At 39.9% G+C, this 19,851-nt stretch carries 16 protein-coding genes and 3 pseudogenes; 8 read left to right on the plus strand and 11 right to left on the minus strand.

The features are described from left to right. Positions 1–148 precede the first annotated feature (148 nt). Positions 149–340: pseudogene (locus tag RMY31_RS30985) on the plus strand (hypothetical protein); the annotation flags it as partial. 277 nt (positions 341–617) lie between these two features. Here the strand turns inward: RMY31_RS30985 and RMY31_RS30990 are convergent. Then, positions 618–1,064 (minus strand): annotated as a pseudogene (locus RMY31_RS30990) (Uma2 family endonuclease); the annotation flags it as partial. A 15-nt stretch (positions 1,065–1,079) separates the two neighbouring features. Between RMY31_RS30990 and RMY31_RS30995 the strand changes: the two are divergent. Next, a complete protein-coding gene (locus RMY31_RS30995; RefSeq protein ID WP_322665023.1) occupies positions 1,080–2,096 on the plus strand; it encodes an ABC transporter permease in 1,017 nt (338 codons plus the stop codon). 40 nt (positions 2,097–2,136) lie between these two features. On the opposite strand, the gene purU is transcribed toward RMY31_RS30995, so the two are convergent. From purU to RMY31_RS31020, 5 genes are all read right to left on the minus strand, one after another. Continuing rightward, positions 2,137–2,991, minus strand: a complete 855-nt coding sequence (purU, locus tag RMY31_RS31000) for a formyltetrahydrofolate deformylase (RefSeq protein WP_322665021.1) — start codon at positions 2,989–2,991, stop codon at positions 2,137–2,139. A 27-nt stretch (positions 2,992–3,018) separates the two neighbouring features. After that, a complete protein-coding gene (locus tag RMY31_RS31005) occupies positions 3,019–3,642 on the minus strand; it encodes a DUF4340 domain-containing protein (protein WP_322665018.1) in 624 nt (207 codons plus the stop codon). 137 nt (positions 3,643–3,779) lie between these two features. Further along, positions 3,780–5,522 (minus strand): Gldg family protein, encoded by a 1,743-nt coding sequence (locus tag RMY31_RS31010; RefSeq protein WP_409878923.1) that lies wholly within the window; start codon positions 5,520–5,522, stop codon positions 3,780–3,782. A 151-nt stretch (positions 5,523–5,673) separates the two neighbouring features. After that, positions 5,674–6,486: an ABC transporter permease gene (locus tag RMY31_RS31015; protein ID WP_322665015.1), complete on the minus strand. Its 813-nt coding sequence runs from the start codon at positions 6,484–6,486 to the stop codon at positions 5,674–5,676. Then, positions 6,487–7,482 (minus strand): ABC transporter ATP-binding protein, encoded by a 996-nt coding sequence (locus tag RMY31_RS31020; RefSeq protein ID WP_322665013.1) that lies wholly within the window; start codon positions 7,480–7,482, stop codon positions 6,487–6,489. A 485-nt stretch (positions 7,483–7,967) separates the two neighbouring features. On the opposite strand from RMY31_RS31020, the gene RMY31_RS31025 reads away from it, so the two are divergent. Next, positions 7,968–8,351 carry a hypothetical protein gene (locus tag RMY31_RS31025; protein WP_322665011.1) on the plus strand — a complete coding sequence of 128 codons (384 nt, stop codon included), beginning with the start codon at positions 7,968–7,970 and terminating at the stop codon, positions 8,349–8,351. Between the two features lie 178 nt (positions 8,352–8,529). Here RMY31_RS31025 and RMY31_RS31030 read toward each other — a convergent pair whose 3' ends face one another. Then, positions 8,530–8,727 carry a LysR substrate-binding domain-containing protein gene (locus RMY31_RS31030; RefSeq protein ID WP_322665009.1) on the minus strand — a complete coding sequence of 66 codons (198 nt, stop codon included), beginning with the start codon at positions 8,725–8,727 and terminating at the stop codon, positions 8,530–8,532. Positions 8,728–8,754: 27 nt separating this feature from the next. On the opposite strand from RMY31_RS31030, the gene RMY31_RS31035 reads away from it, so the two are divergent. Next, on the plus strand, positions 8,755–9,261 hold the full coding sequence (locus RMY31_RS31035) for a pentapeptide repeat-containing protein (protein ID WP_322665007.1): 507 nt from the start codon (positions 8,755–8,757) through the stop codon (positions 9,259–9,261). A gap of 216 nt (positions 9,262–9,477) precedes the next feature. Here RMY31_RS31035 and RMY31_RS31040 read toward each other — a convergent pair whose 3' ends face one another. After that, positions 9,478–9,684 carry a hypothetical protein gene (locus RMY31_RS31040; RefSeq protein WP_322665005.1) on the minus strand — a complete coding sequence of 69 codons (207 nt, stop codon included), beginning with the start codon at positions 9,682–9,684 and terminating at the stop codon, positions 9,478–9,480. A 127-nt stretch (positions 9,685–9,811) separates the two neighbouring features. Here RMY31_RS31040 and RMY31_RS31045 point away from each other — a divergent pair, with 127 nt between their 5' ends. The 3 genes from RMY31_RS31045 to RMY31_RS31055 all read left to right on the plus strand — a co-directional run bounded on the left by RMY31_RS31045 (position 9,812) and on the right by RMY31_RS31055 (position 12,275). Beyond that, complete coding sequence (locus RMY31_RS31045; protein WP_409878927.1) at positions 9,812–10,162, plus strand: alpha/beta hydrolase-fold protein; 351 nt, start codon at positions 9,812–9,814, stop codon at positions 10,160–10,162. A 164-nt stretch (positions 10,163–10,326) separates the two neighbouring features. Further along, positions 10,327–10,587 (plus strand): hypothetical protein, encoded by a 261-nt coding sequence (locus RMY31_RS31050; RefSeq protein WP_409878929.1) that lies wholly within the window; start codon positions 10,327–10,329, stop codon positions 10,585–10,587. A gap of 17 nt (positions 10,588–10,604) precedes the next feature. Beyond that, entirely contained in the window at positions 10,605–12,275 is a 1,671-nt protein-coding gene (locus RMY31_RS31055) for a phosphatidylglycerol lysyltransferase domain-containing protein (protein ID WP_322665003.1), read from the plus strand. 68 nt (positions 12,276–12,343) lie between these two features. Here the strand turns inward: RMY31_RS31055 and RMY31_RS31060 are convergent, their stop codons facing one another. From RMY31_RS31060 to RMY31_RS31070, 3 genes are all read right to left on the minus strand, one after another. Then, positions 12,344–13,435, minus strand: coding sequence for a response regulator (locus tag RMY31_RS31060; protein ID WP_322665001.1), 1,092 nt, complete (start codon positions 13,433–13,435; stop codon positions 12,344–12,346). Between the two features lie 38 nt (positions 13,436–13,473). Continuing rightward, positions 13,474–13,629 (minus strand): hypothetical protein, encoded by a 156-nt coding sequence (locus RMY31_RS31065; protein ID WP_322664999.1) that lies wholly within the window; start codon positions 13,627–13,629, stop codon positions 13,474–13,476. Between the two features lie 280 nt (positions 13,630–13,909). After that, entirely contained in the window at positions 13,910–18,001 is a 4,092-nt protein-coding gene (locus tag RMY31_RS31070; protein WP_322664997.1) for a PAS domain S-box protein, read from the minus strand. A 750-nt stretch (positions 18,002–18,751) separates the two neighbouring features. Between RMY31_RS31070 and RMY31_RS31075 the strand changes: the two are divergent. After that, positions 18,752–19,828, plus strand: a pseudogene (locus RMY31_RS31075) (response regulator). Positions 19,829–19,851 lie beyond the last annotated feature (23 nt).

Raw genomic sequence — 19,851 nt, forward strand, 5'->3', positions numbered from 1 at the left:
GTGTATTTAACTTTTTGGTCAACTTGATGGCTGGTTTGGCTGCTTACACCTATCTGCCCAAAAAACCCTCAATTGACATTTACCCAAACGATTTGCCTGCACTGCCTCCTGCCGTTTTTTAGTCCCGTCGAACTCACGTTATTTTAATGATGATGAAGTAAAAAAGATAGCCGAAGCTTTATCAAATTTTTCTATTGAAACTATTAACAAAAGGTTAAAATTTAGAGGTTTAGAAGAAGATAGCTATAATCATTTATTTGAGTACACATATAATCCGCTTGTCAGATATTACCAAGATGCAGATGAGAAGGGAAATGCGATGTTTCTCGACTTCGGTTAAATAAATATATCTAGTATTCACTTTCAAAACTTACGTCTTCATAAATCAAGTCAATTCCACAACTAAAGTCAATACTTTCTATAGTAATATTGTTACTAATTGTATATGGAGAATACAACCACATTCTGCCCTCGCCACAGGGCGAACGCACGGTATTTCTAAAACCCTTGCAGGATAAGGATATTGACGAAAAAATAGGCTAACTTTAAAAACGCCAAAACCCTTGCTATTAAAGGATTCTTATACTTTAGATGCGTTTGCCCTGGCCCTCGCCACGACGATATAATTCAACTCCAATTTTCTCAGATTCAATCAAAATATATTCTTGCAGACTAGGCATAGTTCGATAAAAAGCAAACTCTTCTCCCCTATCTTTAGCTTCTGTTCCAGGGGAAAGAACTTCGACAATTACTTTAGGATATTGAATAAATTTGCGAGCATTTAAATCCCGTGCATCACAACTAACTACAACATCAGGATAGTAATACAGGCTTTCAAAACTAACTTGCACTTTGACATCGGCAACATTTATGCGGCAACCTCTAGGACGCAGATGAGGATACAATGCTCTGTAGAGATTCAGAGCGATATCATTATGGGGAATTGTACCCCCAGTCATTGCAAAGACTTCGCCGTTGACGTATTCATAGCGATAGTCTTGTAATGGTTCCCAGTCGCGATATTGCTCGATACTCATTTTTTGAGGTTGAGGATTGGTAATCATCGCACAACGATCGCAATGAATCGCACTAAACTCCTGCTACCAATCTTATCGCCCCTCATCGCTGTAGTATCCGCCCTTCTCGTCGGTGCAATCCTCATCTTACTTGCTGGGGCAAATCCGATCGCAGCCTACACCACGCTTTTTCAAGAATCCCTCTCCACCTACTTCGGATTTGGCAACACCCTTACCAAAATGACACCGCTATTGTTTACCAGTTTAGGAGTTTTAGTAGCGTTGCGTGCAGGTCAATTTAATATCGGTGGCGAAGGGCAAATTTACCTGGGTGCTTTGGGAAGTACTTTAATTGGGTTATATGTGCAGGGATTACCAGCTTTGATTCACATCCCCTTGACGTTATTAGCAGGATTTATCTTTGGTGCAGTGTGGGGTTGGATTCCTGGTTATCTCAAAGCAGTACGGGGAGTAAATGAAGTTATCACCACGTTGCTGCTGAATTATATTGCTATAAATTTAGTCAGCTACCTCGTGCAAAACCCCTTGAAAGCACCAGCAGCGCCTAGTCCTTACTCGCCATTGATTGCTAAATCTGCACAGTTGCCGATTATCCTACCGCAAAGCCTCGCTCATGCAGGAATTTTGCTGGCGCTAATAGCGGCGGGGATATTGTGGGTATTGTTAGTGCGATCGCCTCTAGGATATCAAATCTCCGCCGTTGGATTTAACCCTATTGCCGCCCGTTATGCCGGGATTTCTGTGGAACGTACTATTATGCTGGTGATGGCGTTAGCAGGTGGTTTGGCTGGGTTGGCGGGTGCATCTGAGGTAATGGGGTTAAAGTATCGCTTATTTGAACAAGTTTCACCCGGTTATGGATTTGATGCCATTGCGATCGCTTTCTTAAGTCGTGGTAGTGTTTTCGGTGTGGTACTGACTTCCCTCTTTTTCGCAGCACTCCGCAGTGGTGCTAATGTCATGCAACGCAGTGCGGGAGTACCAGTGACTGTGGTTTACGCCATTCAAGGATTGACTGTGCTATTTATTGCCATTGCTTTGGCATTGGAAAAAAAGTGATTCCCAATTTAATATCTAAAATCCCAAATTTAAAATAGTGTTACTCAAACACAACTGTACGATTACCATATACTAAAACACGATTTTGCAAGTGTAAACGCACTGCTCTAGCTAATACAATTCGCTCCAAATCCTTACCTTTTCTAATCAAATCATCAACTTTATCACGGTGACTTACTCGCACTACATCTTGTTCAATAATTGGGCCTGCATCTAAATCAGCAGTGGCATAATGAGCTGTTGCGCCAATAATTTTGACACCGCGTTCAAATGCTCGATGATAGGGATTTGCACCTACAAAAGCGGGTAAAAAAGAGTGATGAATATTAATAACTTGTGAAAAACGGTTAATAAAATCTGCACTCACAACTTGCATATATTTAGCTAAAACAACTAAATTAATATGATACTTTCGCAGTAATTCTAGTTGTTTAGCTTCTTGTTCCGCTTTGTTATCTTGATTAATAGGAATGTGGGAGTAATCAATACCAAATTGCTCTGCTATTTCTTTTAAATTATGATGGTTACTAATAATTAAAGGAATTTCAGCTGGAATTTCTCCGGCGCGTTGTCGCCAAATCAAATCATATAAACAATGATCTTGTTTACTTACCCAAATCGCAATGCGTGGCACAGTATCAGAAAAGTGCAGTTCCCATTTAGCACCCAAAGGTTGAGCGATCGCATTAAACGCCAGACCAATCAAGTCTCTCGGTAAATTAAATCCATCTAACTGCCATTCAATACGAATCAAAAATAAGCCAGCAGCAAAGTCTGTATGCTGATCTGCGTGGATAATATTGCCACCATTAGCATAAATAAAATTGGCAATTTTTGCCACCAATCCCCTTTGGTCGGGGCAGGAAATTAGCAAGGTTGCGGTCGGATTGGTCATGTAATAGCGAAAGATATTTTGAACTGCTTATTTGCTATTGGTTGGAGTCGGTAGAGGCAGAGTGCTAGGCAAAGGTGTTGCCTGATTCTCTACAGGTTGTTTCCATTCTGATAAATCCCGATTGACTGCATTTTCAAAATCTGTAGATACCAACAGTACATTAATATTGCCATTTGGTTGCGGGGCGGAATCTGCTCGAGCATACACAAAACGGCGATTAAAATCAGGCTTACCCAAAAGCAACTGATGGGTTTTTTGGTTTTTCAAGATAATATTAATAGTGGCTTGTGGTCGATCTAAACCGAATTCCCCAAGCTGGTTAGCTGGGATAGATAGAGTGCGATCGCTCTTACCCTGTACTAACAAATCCATCAAATAAGAAACAATAGCATCATTTGCTGGCTCTGATACCGGAGATTTTAGTAACCACTTAGAATTATCAGATTGACTGTTACGTTCTAAATTTACGGTTAATTTTTGTGTTTTTACTGCTAAAGATTGCACATCATCTGATGTAAAAGAAAAAATTCGCTGCTGTTTCTCCTTAATTTCCTCTCGCTGAGTCGCGCCTTGAATTTCATAGAAGTAAACAAAACCACCCAAACCCAAAGCGAGTAGTATCAAAATTAGAGTCGTTCGTGGCAATTTCATTTTTTAGTCAGTTGTCGGTTGTCGTAGAGACGCGATTAATCGCGTCTCTACAAGAATCAGTTGTCAGCTGTAATTTTTCTCCCCCTGCTCCCTCATCTCCTTTGCCCCTCTGCTCTCCCTGCCTCCCCTGCTCTTTCTTACCGTCTTCGCCACCAGATAAGAGCTGCTGCTGCTAACCCGATAAGGGGTAAAGCTAACAGAGACGACAATGTTAAAATACTAGCTTGTGCATTTGACAGGGTTATCCGACGGTTTTTCGGTTCTTTAGGACTAATTGACAAGGGTTGTCGATCCTGTTGACTTAGCCAAGCAACTGAATTGAGAAATACATCTCCATTGAGTTGCTGTTGAAATAAGCCATTGGTAGCGAAATCTGAATTTCCTAATACCACTAACCGAGATTCGGTAGCTGTTTGTGCTGATTTCTCTGGCGTTGGTGAAGAAGTCGCCGTAGCACTGGGAGTAGGACTAGCCTGACTTTGAGTTGTCGGTGATGGTAGTGGTGAAGTAGTCACCGCAGCACTAGGAGTTGGACTAGCTGGACTTTGAGTTGTCGGTGATGGCAGTGGCGAGGGAGTCACCGCAGCACTAGGAGTTGGACTAGATGTGGTTTGAGATTTAGCTGGGAGTTTTCTAGTCAAAGCTACACCCAAGGTTAAAGGCCCTTTGAGGTCTTTGTCTTGATTAAATTCTAGATTTTCGCTTTGCTGGTCACTTTCAGCCCAGCTATTGGGATAAGGTTTGGTTCGCAGCAAGGGAGTTGCCTCGACACCAGGTACTGGAGTAATTTCTAGAGGTCTTGCCAAGCGATAAAAAGAAATGCCATTACCAAAATCTTTAGTAATCGGGTGTTGTCCGTAGTCTGTGATAATAGGTGCAGCCAAGCCAAGTCCTACACTTCTACCAGAGACATCTATTGCTAAACGATTATCCAGACGCACACCCCACTCTTGTAACAAGTTATTTAGGTTAGGGTTGGTATTGGGATCGATCGTTAGTAGTGCGTTACCACCACGATTGAGATAATTTTGCAAGGCTTTGACCTCGCTATCAAATAATCCTCGTTGGGGCCCAGCGACTACCACCACAGTGGCATCGTCAGGAACTTGGGGCTTCTCTGCTAAATTCAAGGGTGATACAGTGTAATTTTTATCGCTTAATCCTTGAACAGCTTGTGATATTCCACCTTCACCCGCTGCAATTGTGCGTTCGCCGTGACCTTGAAGAAAATAAACTGAAGCAGTGGTTGAACTAGTTATCTGTTGCAAGCGATTTGTTAAACTAACTTCCGACAAGCGGTCATTCTGATTTATCGTTTGTACTAATTGGCGTTTCTCTCCTGATTCTAGGTAAACTTCCCCATAATCTTTAACGCCAAATTTGTCTGCTAGTCCCGGTCTAGTTTGGGGATCGACGTATTCAAACTTAAAATTAGAACCTTGTCGTTGATAATTTTCCAGCAATTCCCGGTCTTGGGGATTTTGATTGGCATCAAACACCCATACTTTTACTGGCTGTTGCAACCTATGCACCAATTCTTTTGATTGAGGGGCAAGGGTAAACAACTGAGACTCTGTTAAGTCTGCTCGCAAGTGGTAACGAGTACCTAAAAAGTTAATTAACCCTAAAATTACCAATACAGCAAAAATCGCAATTAAAGCATTAGTACTAGCTTGAGTAGAACGACTTTTCCACCAGTTACTTTGCTGGCTTTGCCATAATACCCACGCTGCACTAATGACAATTCCCGTAATCAGAAATGCTAAGGGGATTAAATTCCAATTTCCAGAAACTAATCCAGCTGTTAAGCCTACAACAGCTAAAAACGGGCCTAGCCAAAACAAATATTTCCAAGGTTTCTTTTTTTTGATTTTTTTCATGACTTTTCACTTAGCACTCAGCACTCTCAAGGCAGAAGGCAGAAAGGTAGAGGGACAAGGAGGACAAGGAAAATAATTCTTCACTCCTAACAGACGCGATTAATCGCGTCTCTACTCCTAAACTCCTGTACAGACGCGATTAATCGCGTCTCTACTGCCGCTGAAAACGCAGAGCATCGATGGACTGGGCTGTGAGAAAGATACCCAAAAAAATGTAACTGGCAAATAAAATCAAGGCGCTGGTATCAAAAATTCCTTGGATGAGGGTGTTGTAATGTTTCAACAACGATAAATGACTTAAAGCTTCTCCCACAGACCCGCCAACACTTTTGGCGATTAAATCAACAAGTAATAGTAATAAAATTAAGGCAAATGTCAGGACAGCTGACAAAATTGTGCTGTCTGTTAAAGAGGAAATAAACATTCCTAAAGATAAAATTGCCGCAGCCAGCAAGATTAATCCAAAGTGACCCAGTAAAGGAATTGAGGGCGACATTGGTGGATTCGATCCACTAAGAGCGATCGCTTCAAATACTAGCAAGGGTACAACCATCGTAATAAAAAACGTTAGCACCCCTAATAATTTCCCTGTAGCTACTGCCCAATTGGTGACTGGTGACGTGGCTAGCAGTTCTAAAGTGCCCCGCTTGCGTTCTTCGGCATAAAGCCCCATAGAAAGAATGGGCAGGATAAATAACAATAGCCAACCCATACGATCTAAAAATGCTCTGATAAATTCGTAAGGGACATCTATTGGTGGCACTGGCACTCCTAGTTGTTGTCCTTGTAAATCGTATGCTGCGACTGCGGGCAAAATGCCGTCTGGCCCTAGCAAAATCATTACTAAGAATAACCCCGATATAAACCAAAATACGCCAGCGATCGCATAAGCTAAAGGCGATACAAAATAACTCTGTAACTCTCGGCGATAAATGGCAATAATATTACCCAGTACTATACCCATTTACGCTGCTTCTCCTTCGTTCTCTGCTGAGTTTACCTCAGTCTGCAAATTCTTTTCTTCTGTAGTCAATTGCAAAAATACATCTTCTAAAGTAGCGCTAACACGCCGCATTTCATGTAAACCAAATCCCGCACGCACCAGTGCGATGGCAATGTCTTTTCCCGGTTCGCTTCCCAGTTGCGATATTACTCGCAAATAAGCCCGGTTATCTCTAGGAAGATTATTACCAGGAATTGATTCTACCAAATTCACACCCGCTACGTTTTGCAGAACCTGTTTCGCTAGATTAGTTTCTCCTGTAATTTCAATTTCATATCCAGAACCCCCTGTCAACTGCGTCATCAAATTTTCTGGTGTATTAGTTGCTACTATCTTGCCGCGATTGATGATAGCCACGCGGTTACAGGTCATGCTCACTTCTGGCAATATGTGTGTAGACAGAATAATAGTGTGAGTCCCAGCGAGGCTTTTAATTAAATTTCGCACCTCGATAATTTGTCGGGGATCGAGTCCCACAGTGGGTTCATCCATAATGATGGCTGGCGGATCGTGGACGATCGCTTGGGCAATGCCAACTCTTTGGCGATATCCTTTAGAAAGTTTGCGAATAATTACTCGCCGCTTATCTTGCAAATTACAGCGTTCTATAGCTGCGGTGACTTTATTGGCGCGATCGCCTGCTGATATGCCTTTAATGCGCGCAACGAAATGCAAAAATCCTTCCACAGTCATTTCTGGATATAACGGCGGTGTTTCTGGCAAATAGCCAATTCGCTGCCGTACAGCCAAAGAATTTTCATGAACATCAAAGCCAGCAATTTTGGCTGTGCCATTTGTTGCTGGTAAATAACCCGCCAAAATCCTCATGGTTGTGGTTTTTCCAGCGCCATTAGGCCCCAAAAAACCTAAAATTTCTCCTGGTTCTACGCTAAAAGTCACATCAGTAATCGCTGAGGTAGAACCGTATGTTTTACTCAGATGGTCAACTTCAATCATCAGTGTGCTGGCGATCGTGGATTATAGAGTACCCAACAATCTTAGATCGTCTTGGAAGGATGAGGGAGCAGAAGAGGCTGGGAAGTAGAGGGGCAGAGGGGCGGAGGAGATGAGGGAGATTAGGGAGATTAGGGAGATGAGAGAGCTAGGGGAGAAAAATTACAACTGACAACTGACGACTAATAACTGAGATAATTCTTCCGCAGTATTTAAAAAGCCTTATTTTTTCATAATCGAGATATGTCTTTTGTTAGAAGGATAATTACGTTTTTACAGTTAGTGTGTATTTGTAATCAAAAAAGTTGATTGGCTTGATATAGGTGGGATTTTAGCAGATTTCATCTCTAACCTGTAACTCTATTCGCTAGGTTAATTTGCATATAAACTAAGTTCACTTGCTTATGCCAGTAGCTGAAATATGGAGTGAGCCAATTAACTTTCTAAACTGTAAAAAAGCATTGAAAATTAACCAATGGAGTATTGGCATGACGAATTTAATTACTAGGACAGTGGCTCACATCAACTCTTCGCTAAACAAATTTCAAGTAAAACGTTTTTTTGCTGTTGTCCTAGTTGGTGTTTTAGTGCTGACGACAAATATTGCTTTTGGGGACAGTAACAAAGCCTTAGGTGAAAGGGTTCGCGAAAAGGTAGAACAAAATGATGCCCAAAGACCGAAAACAACAGGGCAGTGGTATAAAGACGCTCGTAAAACAGAAGGCAATCCTGGTAAGCGACTTGAGAAAATTGGGCAACAGTCAGGAGAAGCGCTGAAAGAATTTGGGTCTGGTTACGTGAAGGGTGCTAAAGAAACTGCTCGTGATGTAGGCAATAGTGCGGCACAGACAGGCAGAAATCTCTCCAACTAAGCTCAACGCTAAATGCTTGAGTAATGCCGTATTAGAAGCGAGTACCAATAATTGTAATTGGTGTTGTCACGTAAATTTATTAGTGCTTGCTTAAATTTCCAAATATGCACTGATTCTAAATCAGTGCATATTTACTGTGAAGAATCCCCGCACGAGTTACTTGTGGTCAGTGCTTGCACTAAGGATTCTCAGGTGTTTCTTTCCGCCACACGGCAGCCGATCGGGCGTAGTATATGGGATGGTGGAGCCGCACAAACACAACTTGGGGATGAGGCAGTGCTTCTGCCTCGTTCGGCATCACTGCTACCCCTTGCCCGGCGGCAACCAAAGCAATCATTGAGGCATGGCTATCGGCAAACATGTGTAGATTTGGCATATAGCTATGTCCAAAGCGGTTTAGGGTTTGACCAAGAAAAGTCTGGAGGATTGTTGGGATGTAGCCAATAACCAAAGGCTGGGACTTCAAGATTTGAACGAGGATGGTGTTTCTCTAAGAGGTTTGGATGCTCCCGGTGCAGAGTTAGTAAAGATTAATCTCTCCCATGCCAATCTGAGTAAAGCCAATTTAATTGAAAGCGATTTGACTAATGCTAATCTCAGTCAGACTAAACTTAGTGGTGCAGATTTGAGTCATGCGAAACTGAGTTTTGCTCGCTTGAGTCAAGCTAATCTCAGTAGTGCCAATCTCAGAAGTGCTAATTTAATTTGTGCAGATTTGAGTCATGCAAACCTGAGTGGTGCAGATTTGAGAGATGCTAGTTTGAGTGGTGCTAACCTACAGGGAGCCTACCTGACTGGTGCTAATCTCAAAAATGCTAAAGTGAACGCCTATGAACTGAGTGGTGCTTTCACCGAAGGTGCGATTATGCCTGATGGCTCAAAATATAAATCTTCAGTTAGCGATCGCTAAAGTATATGGGTATCGATATTCAAAAAATTTTGGATAGTATATTGCTCGATAAGCTAACAGTGACCCTAAAATTGCTGTTGCGTAAATTTGAGACGATAAAATTAGCAAAATCACTGTTTCATATCGTGTCCGGTTAAAGACTTATCATTAAGACCGCAAAGGGGCAGAGGGGAAGGGTTTTTGGGCTTTCTGCATAGATTCGGGAATTATAAATAATTAGCCGGACTTGATATCAAAGACTCCTAATCCACCAGGAACGTTACTCACAATACCTGCAAACATAGCAAGTAATAAAAATCCAGAGAGGGCGAACATCCCCAGCCAAAAAGTGAAATTAACAAAGGCAATTATTTGCGCGATCGCTACTGTTGATACTCCCCATTTTGAGTAAAAAAGATAACTGATAGTACTGCCAGTTAGCAAGGCAAAATCTATAGTATTACTAAATGCAGAGCTAATAAAGTTAGTTAAAGCACCCCAATTCGATCCACCCCAAGAGGGAGTAAATACTGGGCTAAAGTTTCAGTTAGAAACTTTCAATTCGCAAGCAATGGATTCAGTCCGCAATTACGGCGTGATTTTACCCCCTGGCTATAATAAAAATCAACAAAAGCGTTATCCTGTAATATTTTTACTACACGGGGGTCATGATGATGGCCGCGCTTATGCTGATAAATATGGAATCTTAGATGTACTGCATGAATTATACAAAAGTAAAAAATTGCCGCCATCGATTGTAATTACATCAGATGGTAATGATAATCGTGGTTCTAGTCCTTTGTATGACCCCGGTTATTTTGATGGCCCTAATTGCAAATTAGGAAGTCTGATTGGTTCGGAATTAGTGCAAGTTGTTCATTTACGTTATCGCACTTTGGAAAACCCTAGTTTTGGGCGCTAGGAGGTCTATCTTCTGGAGGATGGGGCGCATTTAATATCGGATTACGCTATTTAAAAAACTTTAACATTTTATTTAGCCATAGCGGTTACTTTATCGATAACAGCGGCCCACAAAATAGTCCCCAACAAATTGTACAACAGCTATCAGTTAAAGAAAGAAAGCTATTGCGTGTGTATCTTGATGCTGGTATTAACGATACTAATTTTCTAGCTTATACCAAAGCCTTTCATGCAAACTTGAATAAGTTAGGCATTGCTAATGTATTTTATACATTTCTTGGAGGTCACGGTTTATCTGGAGTAGATGTAAGTTGGAATTACTTCCATAAACATCTTAAAGATTCGCTTTCGTATGTAGGAAAGCAGTTTGAGAATTCAAAATACCCTGCAAAAATGCACAAAGAGAGTCTACAAAATAAAAAATAACTAATTTTTAATTAAGAATGAATGAAAATTTAAAAACTCAGATTGGGCTTTGGATCGTAGCTTTATTTACAGGTTTAGTCGGAGTAATAAATTTATTATCAGCAGTAACACCTAACCTATACGGACGTAATCACTGGCTAAAGGAAGTTGTACCATTTGAAATTCGTGCTACTGGACATATATTTGCCGCATTGACTGGTTTTGTTTTACTAGCATTAGCTACAAACTTATTACGTAGAAAACGAGTTGCCTGGCTGCTCACTATTGGCTTACTAATTATTTCTATTTTTAGCCATTTACTTAAAGGTTTGGACTATGAAGAAAGCCTGATTTCGGTAATTTTATTGGTGCAATTAGTTATGATGCGCCATGTATTTACAGCAAAATCAGACCGTCCTTCAATTGCGCGAGGGGTACGCGTGTTGTTTGGTGCTTTGCTGTTTACCTTGGCATACGGAACAATCGGTTTTTATTTATTAGAGGGCAAATTTTCGCAAAATTTTAATTGGCGCGATGCCATACTTCAGACTTTGGCAATGTTCTTTACTGAAGATAATTGGGGTTTGCAACCAAAAACTCGGTTTGGGGAATTTTTTGCAAACTCTATTTATGTGATTGCAGCTAGCACAATTACCTTTGCGATAGTCATGCTTTTACAGCCAGTATTTGTTCGTAGTTCAGCGACTCAAACTGAACAAAGAAAAGCTAAAGAAATAGTACAGCAATATGGATGTTCTTCTTTAGCAGCATTAACACTTTTAAGTGATAAAAGTTATTATTTTAGCCCTTCTGGTCGTAGCACGATCGCCTATGTTCCTAAAGGACGCGCTGCGATTGCTTTAGGAGATCCCATTGGACCAATTGAAGACCGCACAGAGGTAATTGTTAGTTTTCAACAGTTTTGCCAATGTAATGATTGGTATCCTGCTTTTTACCAAATTTTGCCCGACGATGTTGAGCTTTACAAATCTTTGGGATTTAAGGCACTCAAAATTGGCGAAGAAGCGATCGTTGATTTGAAAGCTTTTACTTTACAAGGCAAAGCTGGTAAAAACTTTCGACCTTCAATCAATCGTTTGACTAAACTGGGATACCAAATCGAGTTTTATCAACCATCAATTACCGATGACTTATTGCATAAAATCAAAGCTGTAAGTGATGAATGGCTGAAGAGCGTACAAGGTTCAGAGAAACGCTTTTCCCTAGGTTGGTTTGACGAAGCTTATTTGCGAAAGTGCGAGATTGCTGTGGTGCATACTCCCGACGGTCAAATCGGTGCTTTTGCTAATCTTCTACCAGAGTACCAGCTTAACGAAATCACTATTGACATGATGCGACATCGTCAGTCTCTTGAAAATGGCACAATGGACTTTTTATTTGTTTCCATACTTCAGCATTTTAAAGAGAAAGACTACAATAGCTTCAATTTTGGTCTTTCTGCACTAGCTGGAGTTGGTGAAACTCTCGAATCACGGCGCTTAGAGAGGGTATTGCACTATCTTTACGAACATTTAAATCGCTTCTACAACTTCAAGGGCTTGCACGCATATAAAGAAAAGTTTCGCCCTCGTTGGGAACCACGTTATCTGGTTTACCCCAGTTTAGCTGCTTTACCTGATGTAGTCGTAGCATTGATTCGCGCAGACTCAGGCGATCGCCTCCTCGATTATTTCAAACCCGGAGCTTAAAAACTGCAAGAGGTATCTTTCTTTTCCTGTACAGATTTAGTGAATTCAAATTAAAAAGCCAAATTACGTTAGCAAGGTAAAACAATCTTTACTATAGTTTGTTGCTCAGGAATGCTGTTGATAGTAAGTTCACCACCATATAGTTTAACTATATGCTGAACAATACTCAGCCCCAGCCCGGAGCCTTGTTGTTCGTATGACTTGCGATTAAATTGGAAAAAAGCTCCAATTTTTTCAATCTCCTGAACAGTCATTCCTTTACCATTATCAATTACATACAAACTAAAGTTACTGTCATCGGCACTACTCATAACTCGAACTTCACTATTTGGTAAAGAAAATTTAAAGGCATTGTCGATTAATTCTTCAATAACAAGACTTAATTTTTCTTCTGGCATTTGCACAGTAGATTCTTGGAGTTCGAGTTTTAAATCTTTCTCTCTATCTACTTCTATAGCTTTTGTAAGAGAAACTGGATTAATAATTTTGTGAGCAAGACATTTAACTACTTTTTCTTGAATATGACGAACTTTTTCAGGCTCTCTTACTATTAATTCAAGATTACTATAAAGTAAAAATCTTTGGGCTAATTTATACAACCGATTAGCAGAAGTGTGAATGAGTTCGGCAATTTCGATTTCTTCAGATTCATGAATATTGCCACAATTCTCTATTAATAACTGCGACATACCGAGAATACCATTTAAAGGAGTATTCAGTTCGTGAGGCAATGAGTGAGCAATATTCATTCGTAGTTCATCTAGCCTAGCTTGAGATTGACGTTCAACTACAGCCTGTTTTTTAAGACGAATAGCGATCGCGTTTAGTAGTTCTTCAGGCGTAAATGGTTTTGTCAAATAATCATCAGCTCCAAACTCCATACCCTGACGAAAATTTGAACGTTCAACTTTAGCAGTGACAAATATCAAAGGAATATTGACAGTTGCTTCATGTTGACGCAGAGCAGACAGTACGCTATAGCCGTCTAATTCTGGCATCATGATGTCACAGATAATCAAGTCTGGTAATTGTTTTTTGGCAATTTCTAATCCAATCTTACCATTGGGAGCTATCAAAGTTTCAAAATCAGAAAGTTGCAAAATTTCCTGAATATTTTCCCGAACTTGGTGTTCGTCTTCTATAATCAAAATTGTATTCATCTAATATTTTCAAGATAAATATATGAGTTTTATGATGTCTAGAAATAAAAGACTATCTTGCAAATTTTAGCAAGCCGTAATCCTTCTAAGCCATTATTTGCAACAATAGTTTTAAAATCTGACAAACTTAAAATTTGTTGAATATTTGAGCCAGCTTGTATTTCATCTTCAATGATTAATATTTTTTTATTCATATTGTGTTTAAATACTCATTTTGTTCACAAATTTTTCTATGTCTAGATACATAGAATATGCCGTTATTAGAACAGATTCTCCAGCTTGACACTTTGGCCACCTAGATTTAGTTCCAAATCGTATCTCGTAGTTTATTTTTCCCAAAATTCTCTATGGGTAACACATAGGATACTCTCAAGTGAGGAAATCTATACAAATTCTTTAAAATCAGGCAACAGATTTCAACCTGCGAATCCAGATGAAATCTGATTAAAGGCGTAAGGTTGCAGTGCCACTTTATTACGAATTAGTATTAGTTGCCATCAATGGCAGTTCTACTCTAAATGTTGTACCCGCTCCAACTTGACTAGTGAAGGCAATTCGTCCTCCATGAAGGTCTATGCACTTGTTGACAATTGTCAATCCTAATCCCGTGCCTGGTGTATTACCAACATTACTACCTCGATAGAAAGACTCAAATAAGTTCTGCCGATCCTCTGGTGAAATACCGATACCTTCATCTTTAATGAGAAAAACTGCTATTTTAGCAGCAACTAATAAATCAATTTGAATATTACTGTTGGCGTGGGAGTATTTGACAGCATTTGAAAGCAAATTGCTGAGGATTTGTCGCAAAAGCTTCTTGTCCATCCGAGCTACAAAGTTATTACCTGCTGATGAACTACTCAAGTATTGAGAAGAGAAGACTAGTGTATGGTTGGGAGCGCTGAGTTGTATTTCTTCTACCAAAGAGTGACAAAAATCAACCAAATTAATATCAGTTGGAGCGAATGCTAATTTTCCAGCTTCAGCCTTATTAATGAGCAAAATATCATCTAAAAGTTGAGTAGTGTGTTGAACATAGGTCTGAATACACTGAAGATGTTTATGCTTTTGTTCTTCATCCAGTTTATGGCTAAAACTTTTTAAAATTCCCGCAGAGGAGGCAATCACAGCCAGAGGAGTACGGAACTCGTGGGATGTCATAGAAACAAAACGAGATTTTAGCTCGCTGAGTTCTTTTTCTTTTGCTAAAGCTTTACAAATATCTTCCTCAGCTTTTTTGCGTTCGCGGATGTCTTTAACTACACCAATGGAATAAATAGGCTTACCGTTTATGTCTCGAATCAGAGAAACCGTTAGATTTATCCAGATGAAATTTCCATTTTTATGTAAACAACGTTTTTCAATTGAGAATGTTTCTAACTCTCCTGCAATCAATTTTTGCAAATTATTTTGATGGCATTGTATGTCTTCTACATAAGTAATATCGATATAGTTTTTTTCCAGAAGTTCTTCTTGGCTGTAACCTAAAATTTCGCACAGTTTCTGATTAACTTTGATAAACCGCCCATCCAAAGTTTCGAGTTTAATTCCCACCGCTGCTTGATTAAAAATAGCTCTTAGCTCTGCCTCACTTTCTTGCAGTTCTAAGGTGCGTTGCTCAACCCTAGCTTCTAAATCTCGATTGAGTTGTTGTAGAGCTTCTTGCACCCGTTGTCGTTGCAGTTCGGCAGATGCTCTAGCTGCAAATACTTTGAGAATTCCTTCAAATTTGTAGGGGTCGGCTATAGGCTTTTCATCTACAATACACAATGAGCCAATGGGATTACCAAAATCATCGCTCAAAATAACTCCCATAGAACTGTCGGCTTCCATAGCAACCCATCTTTCAGCAGTAGGGAAAAGTTGCTGAATTCCCGAACAACAGTAGTAAGATCCTTGCTTGAGTAAAATTTCACAAGGTGTTGATGTTGGGTCATAGCAAATATTAGGCTGTAACTGCCCATCAGACCAAAATCCTAAAGTGTGGACTTGCCCATCAATTAACTCAGTCACTAAAGTATGACGGACATCTAAAGCAGAAGAAATGTACTCAACTAATGCCGGAAAAAAATCATGCCCTGTGGTGGAAGCTGTGCTTTCTATTAAACTTTGCAAAGCGATTTCAGCTTGTTTGCGTTCTGTAATATCGTCAGCAATCCCAGTGATGCGATAAACTTCTCCCTGCTCGTTTTTGATCGGAAAGGCACGGCTGCGAATCCAACGTATCGCACCATCTGGTCGTACAATTCGGTATTCTTCATCATGCTCACTCTGCATTCGTTTTGGTGTCTCTGCAATGAAGCGCTGGCGATCGCCAGGATGAATTGCTTCTAAGAATGTATCAGATGATGCATAAGCTTCTTGCGTAGAACGTCCCCAGATTTCTTCAAAAGCGGGGCTGACGTAGACAATCTGGCGAGTGTCTTTTCTAAGATCGCCGATCCAAAATGTACTTTTAATATTTTCTGTAAGTAAGCGAAATTTTTGTTCGCTCTCTCTAAGTGCTGCTTCAGCTTGTTTGCGATCGCGTAACGCAGCTTGCTGTTCGCTAACATCATTTAAGACAATAACCGCATCTGTAACTCTCCCCTCACGCCAAATTGGCCCAGCCTGACATTGATAATACGTAAAAAGTCCATTTGCTTCAATAGCACGGATTTCATAACTAACAACTTCCCCAAGAGCGAAGACATCTTCTAAAGCAGAACGCTGAATGTGACAGTCTTCAGAAATTACATATTCATCAATATTTCTCCCTATAACCTCCTCAATTGATAGGTTAGGCATTGCTTGGTTGATAAACAAAATCTTCCCTTGGCGATTAACCATTGCCACAACACTAGGAGTACTATTCAACAACGAGCGAAGCATTGCTTCAGACTCAGCCAAGGCAATTTCTGCTTGTTTGCGTTCTGTAATATCAATTCCGAATACAACAGCAGCAGTGTTTTGTTGATATTTTTGAGCTACGAGCAAATAATTGCGTGTTGTGCTGTTGACTTGAGAATTAATAACGCTAGAAGCTGCTAAATCTTGACTAGCCAAAAACTTACGCATAAACTCTGTAAATTGCTGGCTGTTTTGCATGAAGCCCAATTCTTGACCGATAAAAGCATCGGTAGTCAAGTTAAAACTTTCAGCTAAATGGCGATTAACTCCTAAATAATATCCATCTGTACTGACCCAAGAAACAAACCCAGGTACTGCATCCAAAACGGTTTGTAATTGCTCTTTTGCTTGTTGTAGATTTTCCTTTGCCTGTTTGTATTCTGTAATATCTTCTGCAATACATAGCAGGTATTCAGGTTGTTGTTTTTTGTCATATAAAGGTATTTTAGTCGTATGCAAAATTCTTCTACCGCAGTTAGGTATGTCAATAAATTCCTCGGAAATATCTTGAGGTACACCACTAGAAAATGCTTCTCGGTCTTTTTGACGAAATAAGTCTGCTTGTGTTTGTGGAAAAAATTCGTAATCTGTTTTGCCAATAGCTTGTTCGGCTGTAATACCAAACATACTTTCGCAAGTATGATTCCATAGCTTAAATGTCCCAAAACTTTCTGGATTGGCATCTTTAACAAAAACTGCAACAGGAAGATTATTAATCATAGATTGGAGAAAGTTGCGAGTCTGTTGAAGTTCCTCTTGAGCTTTTCTACTTTCGGTAATATCAATACCCGTACAGATAATATATTCAACTCGTTCATCGCAATTAAGTAAGACATTATTTGACCAAGAAATTAAGCGGCGATCGCTCTCCTTTGTTAATAAATAAGTTTCATAACGTTTGGGAAACTCTCTATCTAGCAAATTTTCAAAAGCATCTTTTATACATTCTGTTGTTTCCGGTAATAATAAAACATCCCAAAGTAGCTTTCCTTCAACTTCAGAAAATTTATACCCTGTAATTTGTTCGCAAATATGATTAAAACGCACAATTCTACCCTGACAATCCAGCACAATTACTAAAGCATCTGCTAGATTCAAAACCGCAGAAACAAAGTTGCGTTCTAAGCGTAGTTCTGCTTCGATTCTCTGGCGTTCGGCAAGTTTAACTCGTGCATAATTGTAGAGTCCTGCTTGATGAATGGTGACTGTTAGCAGACTTGCAGGAGTAACTAGTCCTATTACTTTTCCTTCTTTTCCTAAAATAGGCAGATGGCGAATGCGATGTCGCTTCAGCAAATCTAAAGCAGTAAAAACATCTTTAAACTCTGCCATCTTCAGCGTTACTAATTCCCTCGTCATCACTTCAGCAACAGTGATACCCTCTAGACTCTTTCCTTCTGCTGTCAGCTTAATTAAATCTCGCTGTGTAAAGATACCCACTAACTGTGAGTTTTCCATGACTAGAACACAACTGTCAGGTTGAGGTGTCATACTGCCAACTTCTTTAGCCGAATCTTCTAAAGATTTATATTCCTTGATTGGGCAATTACCAAAATTACCTTGTGCTTGATTTATTAAGGTAACTACATCCAGAAGTAGAATTTTAGGACTAACAATTAGAGGATGACGAATAATAGTTAGTTGTAAATCTTCAACACTGAGGAAGTTAGTAATCATTATCGATCTAGGCTTAGAATAAAGTAGTAAACTAATATTATTATTTATTATGTTTTAACAATCATCAGTATTTATATCGTAGTTACAGCAGAACTTATAAGTCAAGCAGGCTTGATACTTGGCTTTGAGGCTGAGATTGTATATTGCGATCGCTGTGTTGAGCGACGTTCCTTACTTGCTGATAACACCAGATAAAAACTTAGTCGTGACATTTAAAATTAACCTCTCAGTTTTCAATAACTAACAATATTATCTGCGAATATCACAAGCTATTTGTTTTGGATAATTGCTTGAATAAATTTATTACTCAGGTTTTAAACGAAAAAAGAATCGAGGAAAAGTAGGAATTTTATTTCTAAATAATTCGAGAGTATTTACTATTATTTTAATTTGGAATTATGGAATAAATACTTAGCTACCACTCTAGAACTTCCGTAAGGATGAGGAAAGGTATGGAGTGAGCCGCAAAGCTTAATTAAATTATTTCTTCAAAAACTTGGCACGATCGGGTTGATTTTAAAACTTGTCAGTGCGATGGCTTTCAAACAGAGGTTCTGATGTGGCTCATCTGGATCGTAGTGTACAAATTTTGGTGACAGCAAATTTACTGAAAGCTCCCAGAGTAGTCTTACGTGCGATCGCGAAACTTGTTTAACAGCTGGAGCCAATGAATATTTGACCAAACCCGTCAAACTCAAACAGCTTGTAGCCACTATTCAACAATTTTTAAACAAATAGGGGAAATTCTCAATGGACACTCAACCCTCTATTTTAGTGATTGATGATGAACCGGATAATTTCGATGTTGTGGAAACGTTACTAGACGACGAAAACTATTAGTTACACTATGCTCCTAGCGGTCAACAAGCCCTCGATCGCCTCAAAAGTTTTCAGCCCGATGTGATTTTGCTAGATGTGATGATGCCCGATCTTGATGGTATGGAAGTATGTAGGCGCATCAAAACCAATCCGCAATGGCAGGGAATTCCGATTGTGATGGTGACGGCGTTAAATTCTAAAGAAGATTTGGCTCACTGTTTAGCAGCGGGTGCAGATAACTTCATAAGTAAACCCGTCAATAGTTTGGAGTTACGAGCTAGGGTTGGTTCTATGCTGCGAATTAAGCAGCAATACGACAACCTGCAAGTATTGCTGAAACTCCGAGAAGATATGGTCAATATGATTGTGCATGACCTGCGAAATCCGCTGACTAGCATTATCCTATCGACTAAGATTTGCCAGTTTCCTGGTTTGTCTGTCGAACAGCAACAACAAAAGCTCGATCAAATTGCGATCGCTGCCCAAGAACTGCAAACGTTAATTGATAGCTTGTTGCTCGTGGCAAAGTTAGAATCTGGCAAAATAATTCTCAACTACACAGAGGTAGACCTCTGTGCGCTTTGTATTTCAGCCTTGGCAGACGTTGAGGAGATTGCAGCCCAAAAGAATCTAATCTCGATCGGTGAATTACCCCAACCTGGTGGCATTGTAAAAGTAGATGCGGCGATTTTTCGGCGAGTGCTGGATAACTTGCTTTCCAATGCGATTAAATTCTCACCATCAAATACCCAAGTGATTTTGTGGGCAGAGTATCTGGAAGGAAAAGCTGCAAAAGTACAAGTCGCTGATTTCGGTCCGGGAGTCCGTCAAGACTTGCGGTAAAGTATTTTTGAGAAATATGAGATTGGAACTCTCATGCAAGATGTTTCGCAAATTGGTTTAGGATTGGCTTTCTGCAAAATGGCGATCGAGGCACATCACAGTACTATTACTGTTGAAGATAATCATCCAAAGGGTACTATCTTTACAGTATTGCTAAAAGACTAATGAAGAAGAGACATGTGGACACG

The sequence above is a fragment of the Dendronalium sp. ChiSLP03b genome (assembly GCF_034531165.2).
Lineage (GTDB): Bacteria > Cyanobacteriota > Cyanobacteriia > Cyanobacteriales > Nostocaceae > Dendronalium > Dendronalium minutum.

What these genes read in the sequence shown, in the direction of transcription:
- RMY31_RS30995 (WP_322665023.1), top strand. Translation starts at nt 1,080, where the DNA reads ATGAATCGCACTAAACTCCTGCTACCAATCTTATCGCCCCTCATCGCT.
- purU (WP_322665021.1), bottom strand. Translation starts at nt 2,991, where the DNA reads ATGACCAATCCGACCGCAACCTTGCTAATTTCCTGCCCCGACCAAAGG.
- RMY31_RS31005 (WP_322665018.1), bottom strand. Translation starts at nt 3,642, where the DNA reads ATGAAATTGCCACGAACGACTCTAATTTTGATACTACTCGCTTTGGGT.
- RMY31_RS31010 (WP_409878923.1), bottom strand. Translation starts at nt 5,522, where the DNA reads ATGAAAAAAATCAAAAAAAAGAAACCTTGGAAATATTTGTTTTGGCTA.
- RMY31_RS31015 (WP_322665015.1), bottom strand. Translation starts at nt 6,486, where the DNA reads ATGGGTATAGTACTGGGTAATATTATTGCCATTTATCGCCGAGAGTTA.
- RMY31_RS31020 (WP_322665013.1), bottom strand. Translation starts at nt 7,482, where the DNA reads ATGATTGAAGTTGACCATCTGAGTAAAACATACGGTTCTACCTCAGCG.
- RMY31_RS31025 (WP_322665011.1), top strand. Translation starts at nt 7,968, where the DNA reads ATGACGAATTTAATTACTAGGACAGTGGCTCACATCAACTCTTCGCTA.
- RMY31_RS31030 (WP_322665009.1), bottom strand. Translation starts at nt 8,727, where the DNA reads ATGCCAAATCTACACATGTTTGCCGATAGCCATGCCTCAATGATTGCT.
- RMY31_RS31045 (WP_409878927.1), top strand. Translation starts at nt 9,812, where the DNA reads ATGGATTCAGTCCGCAATTACGGCGTGATTTTACCCCCTGGCTATAAT.
- RMY31_RS31055 (WP_322665003.1), top strand. Translation starts at nt 10,605, where the DNA reads ATGAATGAAAATTTAAAAACTCAGATTGGGCTTTGGATCGTAGCTTTA.
- RMY31_RS31060 (WP_322665001.1), bottom strand. Translation starts at nt 13,435, where the DNA reads ATGAATACAATTTTGATTATAGAAGACGAACACCAAGTTCGGGAAAAT.
- RMY31_RS31065 (WP_322664999.1), bottom strand. Translation starts at nt 13,629, where the DNA reads ATGAATAAAAAAATATTAATCATTGAAGATGAAATACAAGCTGGCTCA.
- RMY31_RS31070 (WP_322664997.1), bottom strand. Translation starts at nt 18,001, where the DNA reads ATGATTACTAACTTCCTCAGTGTTGAAGATTTACAACTAACTATTATT.